The 19,197-nt window shown below is 60.8% G+C and carries 20 protein-coding genes and 2 pseudogenes; 15 read left to right on the plus strand and 7 right to left on the minus strand.

Annotated features, from left to right (window positions below):
• The first annotated feature begins 129 nt into the window (after positions 1–129).
• The 3 genes from OW521_RS00905 to OW521_RS00910 all read left to right on the plus strand — a co-directional run bounded on the left by OW521_RS00905 (position 130) and on the right by OW521_RS00910 (position 1,482).
• Positions 130–402, plus strand: coding sequence for an MmyB family transcriptional regulator (locus tag OW521_RS00905; protein WP_442781291.1), 273 nt, complete (start codon positions 130–132; stop codon positions 400–402).
• A complete protein-coding gene (locus OW521_RS24285; protein WP_442781200.1) occupies positions 332–718 on the plus strand; it encodes an MmyB family transcriptional regulator in 387 nt (128 codons plus the stop codon). The genes OW521_RS00905 and OW521_RS24285 overlap by 71 nt, the downstream gene beginning before the upstream one ends.
• 617 nt (positions 719–1,335) lie before the next feature.
• A complete protein-coding gene (locus tag OW521_RS00910) occupies positions 1,336–1,482 on the plus strand; it encodes a hypothetical protein (protein WP_268022130.1) in 147 nt (48 codons plus the stop codon).
• A gap of 534 nt (positions 1,483–2,016) precedes the next feature.
• Here OW521_RS00910 and OW521_RS00915 read toward each other — a convergent pair.
• Together OW521_RS00915 and OW521_RS00920 are read right to left on the minus strand one after the other, a co-directional pair.
• Complete coding sequence (locus tag OW521_RS00915) at positions 2,017–2,817, minus strand: YoaK family protein (protein ID WP_268022132.1); 801 nt, start codon at positions 2,815–2,817, stop codon at positions 2,017–2,019.
• Between the two features lie 207 nt (positions 2,818–3,024).
• Positions 3,025–3,333: an aldehyde dehydrogenase family protein gene (locus OW521_RS00920; protein WP_268022134.1), complete on the minus strand. Its 309-nt coding sequence runs from the start codon at positions 3,331–3,333 to the stop codon at positions 3,025–3,027.
• Positions 3,334–3,347: 14 nt separating this feature from the next.
• Here OW521_RS00920 and OW521_RS00925 point away from each other — a divergent pair.
• Both OW521_RS00925 and OW521_RS00930 read left to right on the plus strand, forming a co-directional pair.
• Positions 3,348–3,674, plus strand: a pseudogene (locus OW521_RS00925) (TIM barrel protein); the annotation flags it as partial.
• Between the two features lie 28 nt (positions 3,675–3,702).
• Positions 3,703–4,598: pseudogene (locus OW521_RS00930) on the plus strand (2-hydroxy-3-oxopropionate reductase).
• Between the two features lie 254 nt (positions 4,599–4,852).
• Here the strand turns inward: OW521_RS00930 and OW521_RS00935 are convergent.
• The 5 genes from OW521_RS00935 to OW521_RS00955 form a co-directional block, all read right to left on the minus strand.
• Positions 4,853–6,223 carry an alpha-L-fucosidase gene (locus OW521_RS00935; protein WP_268022136.1) on the minus strand — a complete coding sequence of 457 codons (1,371 nt, stop codon included), beginning with the start codon at positions 6,221–6,223 and terminating at the stop codon, positions 4,853–4,855.
• A 72-nt stretch (positions 6,224–6,295) separates the two neighbouring features.
• Entirely contained in the window at positions 6,296–7,174 is an 879-nt protein-coding gene (locus OW521_RS00940) for a carbohydrate ABC transporter permease (RefSeq protein WP_268022138.1), read from the minus strand.
• On the minus strand, positions 7,164–8,105 hold the full coding sequence (locus OW521_RS00945; protein WP_268022139.1) for a carbohydrate ABC transporter permease: 942 nt from the start codon (positions 8,103–8,105) through the stop codon (positions 7,164–7,166). Before OW521_RS00945 ends, OW521_RS00940 begins: the two co-directional genes overlap by 11 nt.
• An 81-nt stretch (positions 8,106–8,186) precedes the next feature.
• On the minus strand, positions 8,187–9,446 hold the full coding sequence (locus OW521_RS00950) for an ABC transporter substrate-binding protein (RefSeq protein ID WP_268022140.1): 1,260 nt from the start codon (positions 9,444–9,446) through the stop codon (positions 8,187–8,189).
• Positions 9,447–9,689: 243 nt separating this feature from the next.
• Complete coding sequence (locus OW521_RS00955; RefSeq protein ID WP_268022142.1) at positions 9,690–10,454, minus strand: FadR/GntR family transcriptional regulator; 765 nt, start codon at positions 10,452–10,454, stop codon at positions 9,690–9,692.
• A 212-nt stretch (positions 10,455–10,666) separates the two neighbouring features.
• Here OW521_RS00955 and OW521_RS00960 point away from each other — a divergent pair, with 212 nt between their 5' ends.
• The 10 genes from OW521_RS00960 to OW521_RS01005 all read left to right on the plus strand — a co-directional run bounded on the left by OW521_RS00960 (position 10,667) and on the right by OW521_RS01005 (position 18,811).
• Positions 10,667–12,052, plus strand: coding sequence for an L-fuconate dehydratase (locus OW521_RS00960; protein WP_268022144.1), 1,386 nt, complete (start codon positions 10,667–10,669; stop codon positions 12,050–12,052).
• On the plus strand, positions 12,049–12,474 hold the full coding sequence (locus OW521_RS00965; protein ID WP_268022146.1) for an RbsD/FucU family protein: 426 nt from the start codon (positions 12,049–12,051) through the stop codon (positions 12,472–12,474). The genes OW521_RS00960 and OW521_RS00965 overlap by 4 nt, the downstream gene beginning before the upstream one ends.
• An 8-nt stretch (positions 12,475–12,482) precedes the next feature.
• A complete protein-coding gene (locus OW521_RS00970; RefSeq protein WP_268022148.1) occupies positions 12,483–13,346 on the plus strand; it encodes an amidohydrolase family protein in 864 nt (287 codons plus the stop codon).
• 14 nt (positions 13,347–13,360) lie between these two features.
• The gene (locus OW521_RS00975) at positions 13,361–14,326 is read left to right on the plus strand and encodes an aldo/keto reductase (protein ID WP_268022150.1); all 966 of its coding nucleotides are present in this window, start codon (positions 13,361–13,363) and stop codon (positions 14,324–14,326) included.
• Positions 14,327–14,363: 37 nt separating this feature from the next.
• Positions 14,364–15,266, plus strand: coding sequence for an NAD-dependent epimerase/dehydratase family protein (locus OW521_RS00980; protein WP_268022152.1), 903 nt, complete (start codon positions 14,364–14,366; stop codon positions 15,264–15,266).
• Entirely contained in the window at positions 15,263–16,108 is an 846-nt protein-coding gene (locus OW521_RS00985; protein ID WP_268022154.1) for a fumarylacetoacetate hydrolase family protein, read from the plus strand. Before OW521_RS00980 ends, OW521_RS00985 begins: the two co-directional genes overlap by 4 nt.
• Before the next feature lie 18 nt (positions 16,109–16,126).
• Complete coding sequence (locus OW521_RS00990) at positions 16,127–16,873, plus strand: SDR family NAD(P)-dependent oxidoreductase (protein ID WP_268022156.1); 747 nt, start codon at positions 16,127–16,129, stop codon at positions 16,871–16,873.
• A 90-nt stretch (positions 16,874–16,963) separates the two neighbouring features.
• A complete protein-coding gene (locus tag OW521_RS00995) occupies positions 16,964–17,278 on the plus strand; it encodes an NIPSNAP family protein (protein ID WP_268022158.1) in 315 nt (104 codons plus the stop codon).
• A gap of 478 nt (positions 17,279–17,756) precedes the next feature.
• Positions 17,757–18,389: an SDR family oxidoreductase gene (locus tag OW521_RS01000; protein ID WP_268022160.1), complete on the plus strand. Its 633-nt coding sequence runs from the start codon at positions 17,757–17,759 to the stop codon at positions 18,387–18,389.
• Complete coding sequence (locus OW521_RS01005; RefSeq protein WP_268022162.1) at positions 18,386–18,811, plus strand: RbsD/FucU domain-containing protein; 426 nt, start codon at positions 18,386–18,388, stop codon at positions 18,809–18,811. Before OW521_RS01000 ends, OW521_RS01005 begins: the two co-directional genes overlap by 4 nt.
• Positions 18,812–19,197 lie beyond the last annotated feature (386 nt).

A 19,197-nucleotide genomic window follows, 5' to 3' on the forward strand; every position in this document is an offset into this window, starting at 1 on the left:
TGACTCTCCCTGGTTTTCCTAGGACTGAGCGACCTACCTTCCCTGTGGAAGCCCGAATCCGGCAGCGGAGAATTGAAGGCATGGGGCGCCGGGCGCTCCACATGGACGCCGGGCGAGCATGCCCACATGATGGCCCTTCTGGAGAACTGTGCGATATCCCAGCGCCCGCCCGTTTCCGGGCAGCAAGTACGGCCGGCCCTGCACCAGCTTGCCGTGGGATCTCTTCGCGTGGACATCGGGCGTCACCCCAACGACGCACAGGCCAGTCAACTCGTCGGCGAACTCGCGGCGTCCAGCGAGCACTTCCGCAAGCGGTGGGGCAGCGCACCGGGTGGCAAAAGCATCGGCGGGAATTGCGCGGCTGCACGATCCCGTCGTCGGGAACTTGGAACTGAATGTTGAAGACCTGGTACTGCCCGGCGATCCGGATCAGACGCTAAGGGTGGACTCCGCCCCGCCAGGTTCGTCCTCGGCGGATTCACTCACGTTGCTTGGCAGCTTCGGCGCCGGAACCGGCACCCCTGAAGCTGCACAAGCATCCAAAGAAGGGACGGGTCCGACGCTACCAAGACCCCTGATTCCCGAACCCCTACCTGACCAAACGGTTGCACAAGGCCATCAACAGGCTGGCGGCAGCCGATCGGCCGACGAAACAAATCGGAGGGGACCGGCTCGTCAGCGACGGATGGTGCCCCAGCCGTTTGACCTTTTGCTTTGATACCGGGGTTCACCTTGTAGAACGCTGGAATCCTGCCATCCTCTTGTGCCTGGGCGGGTGTCAGTGCTGGAAGGCGATGCCTTCCAGCATCTACGGGCCATTGCGACTGAGTGGGGAGCTATGTTCGTTTACGGCGGAGCCCTTACCGAAGCCGAGTCCGAGTTCCCACTCCCCCAATCTGCGTGCTCTGACGCTGGGGTGTGCTCTCGCGGTGCCAAAATTCCCTGTCACCGGGTTCGGTCACCGCCGATGAGGTCGAGAGGATCGACGAATTTGCCGTCGAATCCGACATCAATCTCTGGGCCAAGGCCCTGCAGGCCTAAACCATGCGGGTGCGTTGAGCGCAGGGTTCCTCCAGGCGGAGGAACAATTATTGAGCCACAGTTGGGGATCCCCACGAAGTCACTCCGGCACCCTCCGCGGGACGCGCGCAGTCTTGCGCCAACCCCAGTCCACCCCACCCGGGTGGCCAACCGCTGTCCCGGATAGTCCACCCGGCAAGGTAGTAGCCAGCCACACCACGTCTGGAGCGAAACTGAGGTCAGTCCTCGATGTGGCCTGGCTCATGCAGTCACATGTCGAGGCCAACAATCAAGAAAGATGAGAAGGATCGAACGATGAGAACCGCCGTAGGCCTCACCGTGGTGATCACCTCGGGAACGCTGCGGTTCGACAGTTTGACGAAGGCGAGCCACCGTCCCGAGGTCCATCGGCCCCAGTTGCCAACAACTATTGATGGGCTATTGATCGGCGCAGCTTCGTGATTTCCACTCGCCCACAGCCCGGGCCGCGAAGGACCGGCAATGCCTGCGTCTTCCCTCTTGTCCCAGAGGGTTCGGGCAATGTGGCGTACAAGTTCAATGCACGTTAGATGATTAGAAGAGGATTATGGATTATTCGCTGATGATGGCCGCATACGCCATCAGCACAATGAAGCACGAGGGCCGCAGTGCGTTGCCGGATGCGCCTGTTGTCGTGGAACAGCGCGTCGGGCACGCCCACAGAAGGCTGGCTCGACTGCGGGGTTGGCTGGCGAGCGTTCTACACCAAGTCGCGTGGGCAATTGAGCCTGACCCGGCTGTAGCTGAGCCCCGGCAGTAAGGCAGCGCTGCCGTCGCCGTGGACGCCGGGTCTGATGGGTTGTTAGTCATCGACACGAGTTCAACCTTTGGCTTGCTCACGGGTCTATCAGGTGGCTCGAGCGGCGAGAACCCGTTGCTCCGGTGTCAACAGCAACCTGGAACTGCCCGGTGGCGGCAGGGTGGTTTCAACCTGGCGCGAATTCTAGGGGACGCCGTTCAATGGAGGCGTCCGCGGTATCGCAGGTGCAGCGCCGCGGGTGGCGCTGGCGGTTCCCACTCGGTCCATGCCCCGGTGGACCGAAAGGTTGTGGCTGCGGCTGCGGCTACGGCGGCCGCAAGGCACGCGGAGAGCGCAAGATCCAAGGGGCCGAGGCCGCTGACCACAAGAGCTGCACCCGCCGCGCCGCCGAGGAACATCGTCAGCACCGGAACGGAGCGCCGCCCCCACCGGCTGCCGACCCGCGCGGCGGTGTCTGCGGCGATTCCGATGATCGTCAGGGTCAGGACGCTAGTCGCCAGATCCGGCACCTGCAGTGACCGCGCCGTCGCGTTCTGCAGTCCCAGTGCCACGCCAAGAATTGCGATAAGCACCGCAAGATGAACGCCTACATACGGCTGCGGCGCGATGAGGCTTGCAAGCCAGGCACCCGCGAGCACCGCGGATTCGATAGCGGAAGCGACACTGAGCAGACGGCCTCGGTGGCTATGGCGAGCAATCAGGTTGCCGCCAATCCAAGCTCCGATCATGACCGCACCCGCAGAGAGCAGCAGCGCCCACCAGGTGAATCCAGGGGCGCCTCCGAGCGCGAAACCCCCGAAGACAATATTGCCCGTCATGTTCGCAACCAGCACCCTCCCTAGGCACAGGTAGCTGAACGCGTCGACGAGCCCTGTCACGATCGTCAGGACCAGAAGGAGCGGGGACAGGGGGCCGTGACGGTCTCCGCGCCGCGGGACAATCAGGCGTCCCGCCTCGGACAGCTGGCTGTCGTGGGTATCGGCTTCGCACCTAGTCATGCGGTCCCTCCCCGCCCGGCTGCATCCTGAAACGCGCGGATGAATTACGTGTCCGTCCCGTGCCCGCGATTCCGAGCATGGCCGGGCCGCGCGCCGAGTCCTTGCCCGGCACTGTTGCCGAGCGGGCTCTGCCCTGCCGGCCCGCCAAGAACTCGTCTGGGCCTGGCAGATAGGAACCCATGCGGGCGGCCCTCGGCCTCCTGGATGTCATGCCACCCAGACGGTCTTCAGGTTGCAGAACTCCCGGATTCCCTCCATGGACAGCTCACGGCCATAGCCGGAGCGCTTGATCCCGCCGAACGGAAGCTCCGGATAGGAGATCGTCATACCGTTGACGAACACGGCGCCAGCCTGGAGCTCGCGCACGGCATGGTCGATCTCGGCGTCGTCGTTGCTCCAGAACGCCGAGCCCAGGCCGAAATCGAGACCGTTTGCGATCCGCAGGGCTTCGTCGAGGTCCGCCGCTCGGTAGACGGAGGCAACCGGGCCGAAGGCTTCCTCGGCCCAGAGCCGCATCTCCGGGGTGAGGCCTGGATATCATCGCCAAGGTGCGCGCAACGGGCGCGAAGAACATTAGACTACTCGCAGACTTTTACCATCTGGCGGTCAACGGTGACGACGTAGCCGACGTCATCGAAAACCACGCTTCGGACTTCGGTCACATCCAGATTGCGGACGCCCCCGGGCGCAGCGAACCCGGCACGGGAAACCTGCCTCTGGATGCATGGATCGGCCTGAGCATCGAACTCGGTTATACCGGGCATATCGGCCTCGAATACAAGGCCACCGCTGCGGAACCATTCGGCTGGCTGCGGGAAGCCAAGGCAATCCGATCTGCGCACATTCGTACGTACTAACAAACGCTTCAGGAAATGGACATGAACAATGAATGCTGTTCCCCGGAGAGTCGCCGTAATCGGGCTGGGAATCATGGGTCTGCCGATGGCCGTCAACCTGCTCAAGGCCGGCCATCCAGTCACGGGTTTCAACCGCAGCCAGGGCAAGATCGACCAGTTGGTCAGTGCCGGGGGCGCGGGCGCCTCCGGCACCGCCGAAGCCGTCAAGGACGCCGACGTCATCATCACGATGGTGCCGGACTCCCAGGACGTCGAGGCGGTCGTCAGTGGCCCGGACGGTGTCTTGCCAACGCCCAAAAGGGTGCCTACTGGGTTGACTGCAGCACCATCCGACCCGATGTCAGCGTCCAGTTGGCCGCGGCGGCGCAGAAAGCCGCCATCAAGGCTCTGGATGCTCCTGTTTCCGGCGGCGAGACAGGCGCCATTGAGGGCAATCTCTCCATCATGGTCGGCGGCGAAACCGCCGATGTCGAGGCCGTTCGGCCGGTCCTTGAGGCCATTGGCAGCACCGTGGTTCACGTTGGTCCGTCCGGCTCCGGGCAGACGGTGAAGGCGACCAACCAGCTCATCGTTGCGGGCACCATTGAGCTTCTGGCCGAGGCGCTGGTCTTCCTTGAGGCACATTCGGTGGACACTCGGGCCGCCATCAAGGTTCTCGCCGGTGGTCTGGCCGGCAGCCGGGTCCTGGACCGCAAGGCCGCCTCGATGATCGCCCGCAAGTTCGAGCCGCGCTTCCTCGTGGATCTGCATCACAAGGACCTGGGCATTGTCACCGCCGCCGCCCGCGAGGCCGGCGTCGCCATCCCGCTGGGTGCGATGGCGGCGCAGTTGATGGGGGCGGTGCGCGCCCAGGGGCACGGCTCCTTGGATCATTCGGCGCTTATGCTCCTAGTCGAGCGACTTTCCGCCCGGTCCGCGAGTTGAAGACTCGACCGATCAATCTTTCCTGCCAGTCGGCCGCATCAGAGAACTGAGCTTGTTGCCTCCGAGAAAAACAGATGCGATCGGATGCAGTACCGCCTTCCCAGCCAAAGCAGGTTCATGTAGCTCTTACCTGGCCAGCCATAAATGATTGAGAAGCCAGGAACGTCAAGACGTGCGAAATGGAGAAAAGTGCCGCTCCAGGATCAATCCTGGAGCGGCACTCCGTTAGCGAGGTTGCCGGAATCAGGGGAGTTTTATGTCCGTGGAATCCGGATGACGGCCGGACCCACGCGGTCGGCCAAGAGCTGTACATTAAGCTTGCCGCCGTCGTAGGTGATGGTAGCGCCGCAGCCTTCAACGGTGGCATCTTCCAGGCGCACTCCAGTGGGTGCCAAATCGGTTGCCGTCGTGCTTTCATCGAGGGAATCGACGAAGGCCACGATTTCGGTTCCGCGGTCGATCCACCGGATCCAGGGTTCGTCCGCGGGCACGGCAACGGCGGGATCCAACGGAGTGGCTCCAACCAGGTACTGTTTTCCGGCGGACATCCAGGCACCCAGCTCCGTGAGGGACTGACGTTGGATTGCCGGGATGGTGCCGTCCGCCTTCGGCCCCACATTGAGCAGGAAACGTCCGCCGCGCGAAACAACGTCGACGAGCTGGCGGGCAAGCTGTTTGCCGGAAAGCGACTGTTCCGTTCCTTCGACCTGGTTGTAGCCGAACGAGAAGCCTATGCCGCGGCAGTTCTCCCATGCGTCAAACGACTCTGCATCCTTATGTGCTTCGTATTCACTGGTGCCGTAGTCCTGGTGCGTGGTACTGCCCCACCTGTCGTTGACTACGCCCGTCGGACAGGCGGCATAAAACTCCTTGAACAGTGTGCCCAGACCGCCCGGTCCAAAATGCTTTCCGGCGTCGGGCCATTCGATGTCATTCCAAAGAATTTCCGGCCGGTACCGTTCAATCAGGTCGGCCACGTGGTCGTAGGCATATTGGGCGTACCCGGGGTCCCTGGGCCGGTCGGTGTCGTGTACGCTGTCCGTGCTCATGTGCGGTGGGAAGGGGCGGACGTGCCAGTCCAGTCCTCCGGAGTAGTAGAGGCCCAAGTGCATGCCCTGTTCTTTGACCGCGCCGGCAATGGCGCCAATCAGGTCCTGCTTCGGGCCGCGGTGAACCACGTTGCGTCCGTTCGTTCCCGGCGCATCCCACAGGCCGATACCATCATGGTGTTTGGTGGTTGGTATTACGTAGTCGGCGCCGGCTTCCTTGAACAATTCGGCCCAGCTGGCAGGGTCAAAATTTTCGGCGTGCCATTGGTCGAGCAACTCGTCGTAGGGAATGCCGCCGTGTACTTCCTGATGGTGCTTCTGTGCCGGGCTTCCGTCGATTCGGATGGTGTTCATGTACCACTCGGCGTAGGCATTGTGCGTGAACCACTCGCGTGGGTCCTTTATGGTTCCCAGGGCCCCAATGGGTTCGGCCCAAGCCGGGACTGAGTAGGCTCCCCAGTGGATGAAGATGCCGAAGGGTGCATTGCGGAACCATTCGGGCAGGTCCCGTTTTAGCTGGGCCCATTCTTCCGGGGCAGCTGGCTGGGTTTCTGTGGACGTGCTGGGCTGAGACATCAGACTCCGATTCATTGTTGGTGATACAGTGCGCTAACTTTTCTTTAGGTCTTGGGGCGGATCCGGGTGGGTTCAGCGGCCGCCCAAGCCGCCCATACTGATGCCCTTGACCAGTTGTTTCTGTAAGACGATGACGATGACCAGGCTAGGCAGCACGGCCAATGTCGAAGCTGCCATGAGCGGGCCCCAATCGGTTCCTCGTTCGCCGGAGAACATGGACAGGCCGAGCGGGATAGTGCCCTGGGTATTGTCGTTGATTACGATCAGGGGCCACAGGAAGCTGCCCCAGTAGTCAATGAAACTGAAGACACCGACGACGGCGAGCGGGGCCTGCACTAGTGGCAGGATGATGCTCCACAGGATGCGGAAGGAACCTGCGCCGTCGATGCGGGCGGCTTCCTCGTAGTCCAGTGGCAGGGTCAGGAGGAATTGGCGGATCAGGAAGGCGCCGAAGGCGCCGAAGGCGAACGGCACGATCAAGGCAACGAGTGAGTTCACCAGGCCCAGCTTGTTCATCATGATGTACAGGGGGATCACGAGTACCTCATGCGGCAGTACGAGAGTGCCCAGGAATAGCAGGAACAGCCTGTCCCGAAAGCGGAACCGGAACCGTGCGAAGGCATAAGCCGAGAGCAGTGAAACGGTCGTGGTCAGCAGGGCCCCGCCCAGGGCCACAATGAAGCTGTTCACGATGATCCGGGCGAAGGGGATGACCGTCCATGCCGTGTTGTAGTTCGACCACTCCAGGTGTGATCCCAGGAAATTGGCACCGGTGGAAAAGACTTCCTCGGTGGATTTCAAAGATGTTGCCAGCATCCAAATGAACGGGAAAATGAATCCCAGGCCCACGACGATCATCGCGGTTCGGCTGATGATCCGCCCTCTGCGGCCTCGGCTACGATCGCGCTTTCCTGTCTGGGGGTCAGTTCGTGTCAGGATGTCAGTTGTCATAGTTGACCCACCTCTTTTGCTGGGAAAATTGCAGGGCCGTGATCAGCATGACGATCACGAACAGGATCCAGGCCAGCGACGAAGCATAGCCCATCTTGTCGAAGGAGAAACCGTTGCGGTACAGGTAGAGCACGATGGTGTTCGTCGACTCCCCTGGGCCACCAAGGGTAAGCAGGTACGGCTGGGTGAAGACCTTGAAGGAGCCGATGATCGTCATGACGGTGCAGAAGAACAGCGTCGGTGACAGCATGGGAAAGACAATCCGGTAGAAACGCTGCCATGGTCCTGCACCATCAATCGTCGCGGCTTCGAGCAGGCCGGGAGAGATGTTACTCAACCCCGCTCCCAGGACGAAGATGTTGTAGCCGATCCCCTGCCATAGCGACATAGCGATCAGGGACGCCATGGCAAGGTTGCTGTCACTGAGCCAGGACGGTCCGTGTATGCCGATTCCGGCCAGTCCCGAGTTCACGACACCGTTGTCACTGAGCATCAACCGCCAAACCAACGCATTGGCCGTCATCGGCGTAACAACGGGAATGAAGAACAACACCCGGAAGAAAGGCCCCCATTTGCCAATGTGATGCAGCCAGGTGGCAAGACCGAGGGAAATTCCGAGGTTTAAAACCGTGTAGCAGACGGCGAAGATGAGCGTGTTCCCCAGCACGGTCCAAAAGACCGGATCCGAACTGAAAAGCGAGGCGTAGTTGTCAAAACCCACAAACTCCGGGTCCCCGAACAGGGGCCACTTGTACAAGCTGATAACCAACGATGCGACCAACGGGATGATGATGAAAATGAGGAAGCCGAGCATCCCCGGGGCGAGATACAGAGCTGCCAGCCGACCCTGAACGCGGCCTTGGATTCGTTCGGGCGCAGCGGCTGGGGCTGCGGGCATGGCTTCGCTGTTTACTTCAGGCAGAACAATCATGAAATGGACCTAACGCATCATGGATGGACCAGGGTGGTTGACTCCGCCGGCCCGCGGTAACCCGCAGGGCCGGCATGTCACCTATTTCGCGGAACTCGCAACGCTATTCAGGATGGTTTCGGCGGATTTCGTGCCGCGGAATCCCTCAACCGAGTACTGGGTGAACAGGGTTTCGACCTGGTTCCAGTTCTTCGTTGTCTGCAGCGGCTTGCCGTTCTTGAGTAGTGTTTCGATGGTGGAGACATCAGCGGCGGGTTTAGTTCCAGCCCAAGCCGTCATCGCAGCCTGAAGCGTGGGTACGTTTCCGTGGCCTGCACCCACGGCCCCAATAACGTCGGCGGTGGTGATCTTCATAATGTTCGCGAATGCGGCTTCCTTATCCTGGCAAGAGGCAGCAATGCCGAAGCCTGAACCTTGGATCATGGAAATCGGGTTCCCGGACGTGGACGGAATAACGGCAACTCCGACCGTGCCCTTGGTTTTGGTAGTGAATGTCTGGTACATCCAGGGGCCGCCGAAGGTCATTGCCGCTTGACCGCTCATGAACTGCTGCTGCGAGACATCCACAACGTCGGACGCCTGCGGGGCTTGCGCAACGTGTTCCTTGTTGACCAGGTCGAAGGTGAACTGCACGTCTTTGACGAAGTCGGGGTTGGTGATATCCAGATTGCCGTCCTTGACGGGGTAGTGTCCGTCCGCGAATGCCAATGCCGGAGCCGGGCCGTTGACGAACTGCGGCGGGAGCGAAAGTCCGTAAACGCCGTTCTTGGTCAGTGCCTTCGCATCGGAGATGAACTGCGCTCGGGTGTAGTTCTCCGTCGGATACTTCAGCCCGGCAGCTTGGAACAGGTCCTTGTTGTAGTAGAGAACAAAAGGCGCTGCATCGTAAGGTATCGCCCGGAGTTTACCGTCGACGGTCATGCCCTGAATCATCGCCTGGTTGTACTTGGAGGGGTCGATATTGTTCTTCTTCGCCAGATCATCCAGGGGCGCCAGCAGGTCTTTTAGCTCCTGTGCCCGGGCCCCCTGGGTGGTAATGATGCAGGGCGCGCCAGGGCTGGCCTCACGGGTTTTGACCTTGGTCCAGTAGTCAGGGAAGCTGGGTCCCTCCAGGGTGAGGTTGAAGCCGGGATCGGTCTTCTTCGCTGCGTCAATGAATGACTGCCATTGTGAGCGGTCATTCTCATTAGAGATCCAGGTATATATGGCCGAGGCGGCAGAACTTGCGCCGGGGCCGCTGACTGCAGCTCCGCTTGAGCCGCAGCCACCCAAGGTTAGAGCCGCAACAGCCGAGAAGGCGATAGCGCTGACAACGCGGCCAGCGGGGAGGTTTCGCGACACTGGGAAAACCTTTCAGTAGAAAACAGAGAAGGGTCGTCGCACAGCGCTCCATTCGAAAACGTCTTCACCAAACATCTTCTGCGTTGCGTGACGGGGGTCTCATCAGAATGCAATGCAGATCACGGGAAGTCAAGGTTGTTTTGCGATATTCATCCGATCTTTACTGAACTTGTAAGCCTAGATGGAGCGCGTCAGTGGCATAATCGGAAAAAATGAGCCTAAACATCGGATGTATCATCAGATTCAGCTGCGCGCAGTTGCCGTCGTCGCGGTCGTGCCGCCCGTTCGGATTTCAGGCGTGTCAGTATCGGTCAGGGCGCCAGGCGGGATATCCCGCACGTAGTCTTCAACGGCATACAGATGGCTTGCCATGCGGACTCGGGCACGCTCGGGATCTTGCAGCCGCAGGGCACGGAGTATTTCCAGATGTTCCCGGTGGGTGTCTCTCAGGCCGACTTTGTCGTGGGTAGAGCGCCACATTCGGCCGCGGAGAGTCCGCCCCGACAACGCCTCAATCAGAGCCGACAGGACCCGGTTTCCGGAGGCCTCGGCGATGAGACGATGGAACTCCATATCGGCTTTCAGAGCCGTCTCGTGGTCGGTTGGATCCGCATTGATCGCGGTATCGGCCACCATGAGAAGTGCTTCCGCCCGTTCCAGTTCCTCTTGCGAGATCCTCCGCGCAGCAGCACCGGCGGCCTCCGTCTCCAGGGACCGTCGGACGGCGTGGACCTCTCCCGCTTGTTCACCTTCCTGCAGACTGACCCAGAACTCCATGGCGGACAAGAGTTCTGCGGGCTCCAGTTGAGTGACGAAAGTACCCGCCCCCTGGCGGGTTTCAATTATTCCCATAGTGGACAGGGCGCGGATGCCCTCACGCAGCGAGCCGCGGGAGACTTCCAGTGAAGCCGCCAGGTCCTTCTCAATCGGTAGCCGCTCACCGGGAACCAGCCGCCCGCTCGAAAGCATCTGCTTGATCCTGCTGATGACCACCTCGGTCTGGGACATCGGCGCAGTTGTCATCTCGGTGAACTCACTTCCTAGAGGCGCTACCTTCAGTAAACCGGGGATTACCAGATAATCATCGGATGTATCTATGGACATTGCACCCAGATCCTGTATATTTCTCATACCAGTCCATTATTCATCAGATCTATCTGTTCTGTACAGGATCAAGGCTACAAGACTGTGGTCGACAAGACTGCGATCTAAGGGGAACCATGACAACCATTACCGGATTCGACGTTTACGACGTTAGATTCCCCACCTCGTCGTCCGCCGACGGCTCCGATGCCATGAACAAGGATGCCGACTATTCGGCCGCCTACATCGTGCTGCACACGGATGATCCGGACACCTTCGGGTGCGGGTTCACCTTCACTATTGGTCGGGGTAATGATATCTGTGCAGCGGCCATCGAGCAGCGGGCCCTGCCGCTGTTAGGAGGCGAAGCCGCACAGCTTTGTGATACTCCCGGTACGACATACCGGATGTTGAAGCAGGATTCCCAGCTCCGCTGGCTGGGCCCGGACAAGGGCGTGGAACATCTGGCTCTTGGCGCGGTCATGAACGCGGTCTGGGACATGGCAGCGCGAAGGGCCGGATTACCGCTGTGGAAACTCCTTGCCGGAATGACGCCGGAACAGTTGGTGGACGCAACCGATCTCAGCTACCTGTCCGATGTCCTGACCCGTGATGAAGCCATTGACATGCTGGCCAAGCTGGAGCTGACCAAGCAAGAACGCATCGACCAGCTGGAGTGGACCGGGTATCCCTGCTACACAACGTCCGCCGGCTGGCTCGGCTACTCTGACGATAAGCTGCGACGGTTGTGCCAGGAGGCCGTCGATGAGGGCTACCGGCACATCAAACTGAAAGTCGGTGCCAATCTTGAGGACGACATTCGCCGACTTGGCATCGCCCGGGAAGTTATTGGTCCCGACGCCAACCTCATGATCGACGCCAACCAGGTTTGGGACGTCCCGGAGGCGATCGCCTGGGTCCGCGAACTGGCCCAGTTCAAACCATTGTGGATCGAAGAACCCACCAGTCCCGACGATATTCTTGGGCATGCGGCGGTCCGGGAGGCGGTCGCTCCGGTCGGGGTTGCCACCGGAGAACACGGAATGAACCGGGTGCTCTTCAAGCAGCTCTTTCAGGCCGGCGCCATCGATTACTGTCAGCTGGATGCCTGCCGGCTGGGCAGCGTAAATGAAATCCTCGCTGTGCAGCTTATGGCTGCCAAGTTCGGGATTCCGGTCAACCCGCACGCAGGTGGGGTTGGATTGTGCGAACTCGTACAGCACTTGTCCATTTTTGACTACATCGCGGTGTCCGGGGATCTGACGGGTCGGGTCACCGAATTCGTCGACCACCTCCACGAACACTTCACTGACCCGTGCCTGGTCTCCGACGGAGCATACGTTCTACCCTCCAAGCCCGGCTATTCGGCACAAATGTTCCAGGCTTCACTGGACCGTTTTGCCTACCCGAACGGCTCGTTCTGGGCCGCTACGCCCCGGGGATCAACGGAACGGAGCAGGCGAGCGAGGCGCGTAACCGAGGGAACCGCCTTCGCCTCAGTCAGATCAGGGGAAATATCGTGATCAACTACGAACTCATTCATCCGACCCTCCTGATGGCCCTGGCGCAATCGGGTCATGGCACACAGATTCTCATCGCGGATGGAAACTACCCCCACAACACCGGAGGCCCGACGGGCGCTGTTCGTGTGCCGCTGAACCTCCGGCCCGGGCTCCTGAACGTGGACCAGATCCTCGAAGTGCTTGTTACGGCCATACCCATCGAGGCTGCGGCAGTGATGAGCCCGCCGGACGGCAACGATTCCCCGGCAGTTCGTGGCTATAGGGAACTTCTCGGCCCTTCGGTGGTCGTGACGTCCTACCCGCGGTTCGATTTCTATGACGCCGCACGCAGTCCGAGCGTGGCCGTCATTGTCGCCAGCGGGGACATCCGCCAGTATGCAAACCTGCTCCTGACTATAGGTGTGAAAACAAGTGCAGGCTGAGGATCGCGATGAACATTGTTGATTCCCATCTGCACTTTTGGGATCCATCGGTACTGAACTACCCCTGGTTGGAGGGCGCGCCACGACTTAATAGGGCGTACGTGCCTACCGACCTGGACACCGGGAGCGTGGGTGTCGGCCGGATTGTTTTTGTAGAAGGCGACTGCTCACCCCAGCAGAGCATCGCGGAAGTTGACTGGGTCAGCGGAATGGCCGACGTCGTACGCCGGGTCGGCGGCATCGTTGCTTTTGCGCCCATCGAATCCGGCCTCAGGCTCGCCACGCACCTCGGGTCGCTGCGGCAACGGCCACTTGTGAAGGGTGTGCGCAGGCTCTTTCAACAAGAATCGCCCTCGTTCATCACCGATCAGGCTACGGTCGCAGGTGGACGGGTGGTGGCCGAATCAGGGCTGACCTTTGACGCCTGTGTTCGGCACGATCAGCTGCCGGCTTTGGCAGCCTTCGCTCGAGTTCTTCCGGAGTTGCCGATCGTTCTCGATCACATGGGTAAACCGCCCATTTCTTCCGGCGAACTTTCGCCCTGGCGTGCCAATCTCAAGCGGCTGGGCGCACTACCCAATGTCTTCCTTAAGCTCTCAGGCGCCGCCCCGGAAGCCGATCCGGACAGGGACCTCCGCAGTCAGGTCATGCCGTTCCTAATGACGGCGCTGGAGACCTTCGGGGCAGAGAGATGCATGTTCGGCAGCGATTGGCCCGTCTCCCGCGCCGCGCGGTCCTCGGATAACGGCTATGACAGCTACGGCGAATGGGCCGACATCGTCCTGCATCAGGCTCTCGAAGGCGCCACCGAGGCAGAACTGGCCGCCATCGCACACGACACGGCCACAAGGTTTTACCAACTCGATCAGTGAAAGAGAGCGGCGAAGTGAATACGCGTACCATTCCGGGAACGAGCGTTGAGATACCGACTCTGGGCTTCGGCGCAGCCCCCATTGGAAACCTTTACCGGGAGGTCTCCCATCGGGAGGCGGTCGATGCGGTAGTCGCTGCGTGGGACCGAGACATCCGCTACTTTGACACGGCGCCTCACTATGGGCTCGGACTTTCCGAACGCCGAGTCGGCGAAGCGCTGGGAGGGCGTCCCCGGAACGAATACATCCTTTCAACCAAAGTGGGCCGATTACTGCGCTCGAACCCGGCACCGACAGGGCGTGACACCGAGGGCTTCGACGTGCCCGATGATTTGACCCGGGTTCGGGACTACTCCCGCGACGGCGTGATGCGCTCCATTGAAGAAAGCCTCGACCGTCTGGATACCGATCGGATCGATATCGTCTACATCCATGACCCCGACGACTACTGGGCTGAAGCCCTGAACGGTGCCGTTCCGGCACTGGCCTCGCTCCGGGACCAGGGCGTAATCGGCGCGTACGGCGTTGGTATGAACCAGGTCGAAATGCTGCACCGGTTCGTTACCGAAAGCGACATCAATGTCATCATGCTCGCCGGACGATACACCCTGCTGGAGCAAGGCGCCGCCGCTGAGCTTATCCCAGCCTGTATCGAACGACACGTAAGTATCGTCAACGTCGGCGTCTTCAACTCGGGATTGCTCTCCAAGAACAGAGTCTCACCCGATGCCACCTTCAACTATGAGCGGGCACCGAAGGATCTCGTTCGCCGGGCGAGCGAACTGGCCGAAATCTGTGAGGCCCACGGCACAACGCTGCCCGCCGCCGCCATCGCCTTCTCGTTCCAGAATCCAGCGGTCACCAGTGTTGTCTTGGGCATGCGCACCCCCGAACAGGTGAAACGGAACCTGGACCTCACGGAGGTACCGGTACCGGACGCCCTCTGGGACGAACTGCGCCATCGCGGCCTCATCCTCTGATTCGTGGTCTCGACTTGTTTCAAAAGGAGGATATTTCGTGAGCACAGTGCTTGTCACCGGGGCGACAGGGTTTATCGGATCCAGGCTCGTCCGTCAGCTGCGTGAAAATCATGACGTTATCGCCTTTGCCAGGGGGGAAGTCACAGAAGCTTCGGTGAGCCTTCGCGGCGACTTCTCCGCTGCCGAGGATCTCGCCCAGCTCGATGGATACGACATCGACGCCGTTGTGCATCTGGCGGGCGTTACCGGGGGCAGCTCAGAGGAAGACGCCTTCCGTGTCAATGTGGCCGGGTCCCGCCGGTTTTTCCGGTACGCGATCGACCACGGGATAAATCACTTCGTGGTGGCAAGTTCGATCGCCGCCGCTGGTTGTCTCTCGGATGAATTCCTTCCCTCGGACCTGCCCATCCCGGATGACCATCCTGGCCGTGCCTTCGATGCGTATGGTCTCTCGAAGTCCCTGATGGAGTCCACCATCAGGTATTTCGGACGAACTGACCCCGGCCTCGAGTTCACGGTTTTCCGCATCGGCGTCGTACTGCCGGAGGAGGCGGAACCTGCAAAACCGGAGGCTCTGCAGACAATGAACCGGCCGTTTTGCCAGATGGGGACCATCGCCGCATCCGATGTTGTCGACGCCATTGCCCTGGCAGCCACGCACCCCATCGGCCCCGGAGTGCGGCAAATGAACCTCGTCGCACCGTTGGCCGGAGCCCCCATCCCAACAGCCGAAGCCCTGCGCGCTGTGCTCGGTGCCAAAGCCGATGCCTTGGACCTTTCGTTCTATGAAAGCCCCGGCAACTCCGATGGCCCGTTGTACGCCGTCGACCGGCTATACCACGTTTATGGTTTCCGCCCACAGGTCAACGTGCGGACAATGCGTAACTTTACCGACGACCAGTATCCATATCTTCCCCCAGCAAGGAGCACAAGCCGATGAAGTTCGCCCGTATTGGTCTGCCCGGCGCCGAAGTGCCTGCCCTCTTTCACGAAGGCAAGTACTACTCTCTGGCAGGCGTTACCACCGATATCGATGCCGAGTTCTGGGAGTCGGGAGGTCCGGCCGAGTCAGCCGCGGCCTTGGCCTCGGGGTCGCTGCCTGAGTTGAGTGCGGATGACACTCGTCTCGGTGCTCCGATCACGCGGCCTTCCTCAGTGATCTGCGTTGGAATGAACTACGCCGCGCATGCCGCTGAGTCCGGGTCCGAACCGCCGGCGGTTCCGATCATTTTCCACAAGGCACCGAATACTGTGGTCGGGCCTTACGACGACGTCGCCATCCCACGCGGCTCGTCCAAGACGGACTGGGAAGTCGAACTCGGCGTCGTGATCGGCAAGCGTGCCTCGTACCTTGGTTCGCCGGCCGAAGCCGATGAATACATTGCGGGTTTCGTCAACGTCAATGACCTTTCCGAGCGTGAATTCCAGCTCGAAATTTCGGGCGGTCAATGGTCGAAGGGTAAGAGTTGCGCGGGTTTCTGCCCCACCGGGCCGTTGCTGGTCACCCCCGGCGAGCTTGACCACGGCAATCTGCGGCTGCGCAGCTGGGTGAATGGCGAGCCCCGCCAGGACTCATCCACATCCGATCTGATATTTGACGTCAACACAATCATTTACCAGCTCAGCCAGTACTTGGTTCTCGAGCCTGGAGACCTGATTTGCACCGGCACGCCGGAAGGCGTCGCGCTGTCGGGGCGTTTTCCTTACCTGAAAGCCGGCGATGTCGTTGAAATCGAGGTGGCCGGTCTGGGGCGCCAGCGCCAGGAATTCACAGAAGCTTAGCCAATGAAGGAGCAGCAAATGGAATTTGAAGGACTTAAGGCAATAGTTACCGGCGGGGCGTCTGGTATCGGCGCCGCAACGGTGGAATACCTGCAGGACCGTGCGTGTAAAGTCGCAGTTCTGGACCTGAACCCCGAAAGTGCCCCCGGAGGATCTTTGGGGATTCACTGCGACATATCGAACACTGAGTCAGTCAATGCCGCCGTGGACCAGGCGGCACAGCACCTGGGCGGTATCGACATCGTGATTAACAACGCCGGAATCGGGGCTCAGGGCGATATCACAGCCAACGACGACACAGAATGGGCGCGGGTACTGAACACCAACGTTGTTGGAATCGCGCGCGTGACGCGAGCTGCCTTGCCGCACCTGCGGGAGTCCCGGAATGCCGCGATCGTCAACACGTCTTCCATCGCTGCCACGGCAGGGTTGCAACAGCGGGCGTTGTACTCCGCATGCAAGGGTGCCGTGCACTCACTCACCTTGGCGATGGCGGCCGACCACGTCGGGGAAGGTATCAGGGTGAACTGTGTCAGTCCCGGCACTGCCGACACCCCGTGGGTCGGCCGGCTGCTTGACTCCGCGCCTGACGCGCAAGCGGAGCGCGCCGCGCTGAATGCCCGTCAGCCTCACGGACGGCTGGTCGCGGCAAAGGAAGTAGCCGCAGCAATCGGATACCTGGCAAGCCCGCTCAACGGCTCCGCCGTCGGCGTCTCGCTTGCTGTCGACGGCGGCATGGGCGGCCTGCGGCTGCGTTCAAAGTAATCCGAGCTCGCATGATTATTTCTTTCAGGGACGCCGTTTCCGCAGGGGCGTTTCCCAGCTTTCCACCGACCATCGAGAGGAAGATCCTTCGTGACCTTTGAAATGCGTACCTACACATCTACCGAGGGTCGGATGGAGGACCTGCTGACCCGCTTCCGGGATCACACCCTCCAGCTCTTCACCGACCACGGGATTCAGAGCCTTGGCTACTGGCATCCTGTGGATCAGGACGACGTTCTGGTCTACCTTGTGCAGCACGAGGGCGACCCCGAGGCCAATTGGGAAGCCTTCAGAACAGATCCCCGTTGGCTAAAGGCCCGTGCTGCCTCCACGGAAAACGGTGAGATCGTCGCAGGCGTTGAATCCGTTTACCTGAAGTCGACAGATTTCTCCCCCCTGAGCTGAACAGTGCGGCGTGAAGGTTCCAACCGCGTGTGGGCTCAAGGGCGAGCGGCTCCCGCTGGTTTCTAAGCGCGACGGCGGCCGTCCGGCTTGGACGGCCGCCGCTGCGGTCTTCGAACAGTCAGAGCTCCGGATGCCCCATGCATGCAGGTGCCGCTTGACACCAGGCAAATCAGGCCCGGAGAAATCAATGAAGCCATCTCATCTAGGATCTAGATGGGGCTAGGGGAACTGTCCAATACTGTCGGTTGGATCCCACTAACTCGTCGAGGTCGTCGCCGTAGACCATGTAGTCACCATCCGCGGGGATGAACTCAAAGTCTTTCCAGTATTTGGCCAGAGACACCTTGGCTACGTCGTTCTCCCGAGTGCTTTCCTTGGCGCCATCATTGGTAGGAAGCGGTGCTGCGCGGAGGACGACAAGGGTGGCGGCCCTCCCGATGGTCCGGAGTGCTGCACGTAGTATTTCGTGCCCTAGCTTGTGGCCGCGGAATTCCGGGACCACCTCAATCGACGAGACCCACATCAGGTCGCCGCCGATCCCAAGCCCGAAATCAACCAGGTCCGGCCGCGGAGGACAGTCGAGGTCCTAGGCCGCGACTTCGGACGGCTGGACATTCTTGTAAACAACGTCGGCGGCCTCATCCAACGTTCCGCCATTGGCGACATGGACTTCAGACTCTGGAGGCAGGTTCTGGCCGTCAACTTGGACAGCACATTCCTGATGACTCACTTTGCCCTTCCGCTAATCAATAGAGGCGGCCGCATCATCAACATCGCCTCTCTGGCAGGGCGTAACGGCGGACACGCCGGGGCAACAGCGTACGCAACATCCAAGGCTGCCATCTTTGGCTTTACTCGCGGGCTGTCAAAGGAACTGGCTGCATCCGGAATCACCGTCAATGCCCTGGCCCCGGGCTTCATTGAAGCGACACCCTTCCACGACACCTTCACGACCGCGGAATCCAAGTCCGCCACGGTCGAGACGATCCCGCTCGGAAGGGCCGGAGTTCCTGAAGACGTAGCCGGTGCGGCGTTGTGGCTCGCTTCGGAGCACGCGCACTTCGTCACGGGCACAGTTGTTGACATCAACGGAGGACAGTACTTCGCATGATCACCGGACAACTGACGCATCCGCGCATCATCTCCGCGCTGGCCGCAGCCGGCCACGGCGCCACCGTCCTCATCACAGATGGGCATTATTCAGCAGCCACCGCCGTTGGCCCAAACGCAGAGACCGCACACCTGAACCTGCAGGCCGACTTTCCAACCGTGCCACAGGTCCTGGCCGTCGTTCTGGGCTCAGTGCCCATCGAGAAACTCACTCGGATCACTCCCTCCGCCGATGCAACTCCGTGTCCTGTTCATTCAGAAATCGATGAGCTAATGCCCGAAGGCATCGAGACGGAATTCGTCGACCGATTCGGATTTTATGCCCTGGCCAGGTCCGAGAATCTTGCCCTGTGCATTGTGACGGGCGATTCACGGCGGTTCGCGAACGCTCTACTGACTGTGGGCGTCCTCCAGACGAGCTAACACCCAGGAGCCGGAAGCCCGGCTCCAAACCCGACGACAGGCTCAACAAGTGCCTGAGGAAACACACCCAAGCCGCTCCGCCCGGTTGGCTGAGCGGCTTGGGTCTCCCCTGCGAGCCCGTCGCAGTCGAGCACCCGAGCTATACCTTTCGGTTCCCGACCTTGACCTCTGTCTCATCGCTGGTTTAGGTCGCGAGATTCAAAGTGACGCAGGAGCATTTCGCCCGACTGATTCGCCGGAACGCCGCTAAGAAGGGTGCTAACCCGTAGTCCCGCAGCTTCTACCAGGCTCTGTCTCTACGCCGTCCCTGGGAACGGGCACCCATTCTGGAGGATGGGGCCGCTCCTAGGGGCTGCCCGGCCGCATTCTTCCAAGTGGGCCGTGCC

The organism is Arthrobacter sp. MMS18-M83, assembly GCF_026683955.1.
Lineage (GTDB): Bacteria > Actinomycetota > Actinomycetes > Actinomycetales > Micrococcaceae > Arthrobacter.

Bases quoted from the DNA above. Each gene is read 5' to 3' on its own strand.
- OW521_RS01005 (WP_268022162.1), top strand. From the start codon at position 18,386: ATGATCACCGGACAACTGACGCATCCGCGCATCATCTCCGCGCTGGCC.
- OW521_RS00945 (WP_268022139.1), bottom strand. From the start codon at position 8,105: ATGATTGTTCTGCCTGAAGTAAACAGCGAAGCCATGCCCGCAGCCCCA.
- OW521_RS00915 (WP_268022132.1), bottom strand. From the start codon at position 2,817: ATGACTAGGTGCGAAGCCGATACCCACGACAGCCAGCTGTCCGAGGCG.
- OW521_RS00935 (WP_268022136.1), bottom strand. From the start codon at position 6,223: ATGTCTCAGCCCAGCACGTCCACAGAAACCCAGCCAGCTGCCCCGGAA.
- OW521_RS00940 (WP_268022138.1), bottom strand. From the start codon at position 7,174: ATGACAACTGACATCCTGACACGAACTGACCCCCAGACAGGAAAGCGC.
- OW521_RS00920 (WP_268022134.1), bottom strand. From the start codon at position 3,333: ATGCGGCTCTGGGCCGAGGAAGCCTTCGGCCCGGTTGCCTCCGTCTAC.
- OW521_RS00955 (WP_268022142.1), bottom strand. From the start codon at position 10,454: ATGTCCCAGACCGAGGTGGTCATCAGCAGGATCAAGCAGATGCTTTCG.
- OW521_RS00910 (WP_268022130.1), top strand. From the start codon at position 1,336: ATGAGAACCGCCGTAGGCCTCACCGTGGTGATCACCTCGGGAACGCTG.
- OW521_RS00970 (WP_268022148.1), top strand. From the start codon at position 12,483: ATGAACATTGTTGATTCCCATCTGCACTTTTGGGATCCATCGGTACTG.
- OW521_RS00960 (WP_268022144.1), top strand. From the start codon at position 10,667: ATGACAACCATTACCGGATTCGACGTTTACGACGTTAGATTCCCCACC.
- OW521_RS00905 (WP_442781291.1), top strand. From the start codon at position 130: ATGGCCCTTCTGGAGAACTGTGCGATATCCCAGCGCCCGCCCGTTTCC.
- OW521_RS00990 (WP_268022156.1), top strand. From the start codon at position 16,127: ATGGAATTTGAAGGACTTAAGGCAATAGTTACCGGCGGGGCGTCTGGT.
- OW521_RS00985 (WP_268022154.1), top strand. From the start codon at position 15,263: ATGAAGTTCGCCCGTATTGGTCTGCCCGGCGCCGAAGTGCCTGCCCTC.